Raw genomic sequence first — 571 nt, 5'->3', positions numbered from 1 at the left:
AAGACACCGCCAACGTCGTACTCATCGGCCCAAACGGCGTCGGTAAATCCACACTAGCGCTCAATCTCGCCTATCAGGCAATCGCGGGTGGCCACACCGCGTTGTTCACCACCGCCGGCCAGATGCTCGGTGAACTGGCCGCGCTCGATAGCGATTCTGCCCTGCGCCGCCGACTGAATCGCTATGCCTCGCCCGACGTGCTTGTGATCGACGAGGTTGGCTACCTCTCGTACTCAAACCGCCACGCCGATCTGCTGTTCGAACTTGTCAGCAGAAGGTACGGGGTCACCTCGACCGTGGTTACGACAAATAGACCATTTAAAGAATGGCATGAGGTGTTTCCGAACGCGGCTTGCGTCGTCTCTCTCGTTGACCGACTCGTGCATCGTGCGGAGGTCGTCGTGATCGAGGGCGAATCCTATCGTGTGAAGGAGGCACGTGAACGCGCCGAGCAGCGCACGAAGAAACGTAGTGCGGCGAAGGTTGAGAAGAAGGCACCATGACGCGCCGTCAACTGCCTTCCGGGGTCGCCTGCGGGCTCGACTTCCTGATCCCAGACAACTGGTCCGCC

1 protein-coding gene is annotated in these 571 nt (G+C 60.1%); it reads left to right on the top strand.

Going from position 1 to position 571, the window contains the following annotated elements:
• A partial coding sequence (locus HB633_RS30650; protein WP_213781868.1) for an ATP-binding protein occupies window positions 1-503 on the top strand: 503 nt, incomplete at its 5' end.
• Window positions 504-571: the final 68 nt, after the last annotated feature.

Source organism: Caballeronia sp. dw_276, from assembly GCF_018449635.1.
Lineage (GTDB): Bacteria > Pseudomonadota > Gammaproteobacteria > Burkholderiales > Burkholderiaceae > Caballeronia.
Note: the sequence above shows the minus strand (reverse complement) of the source record. Positions and strands in the feature narration are given on the sequence as shown.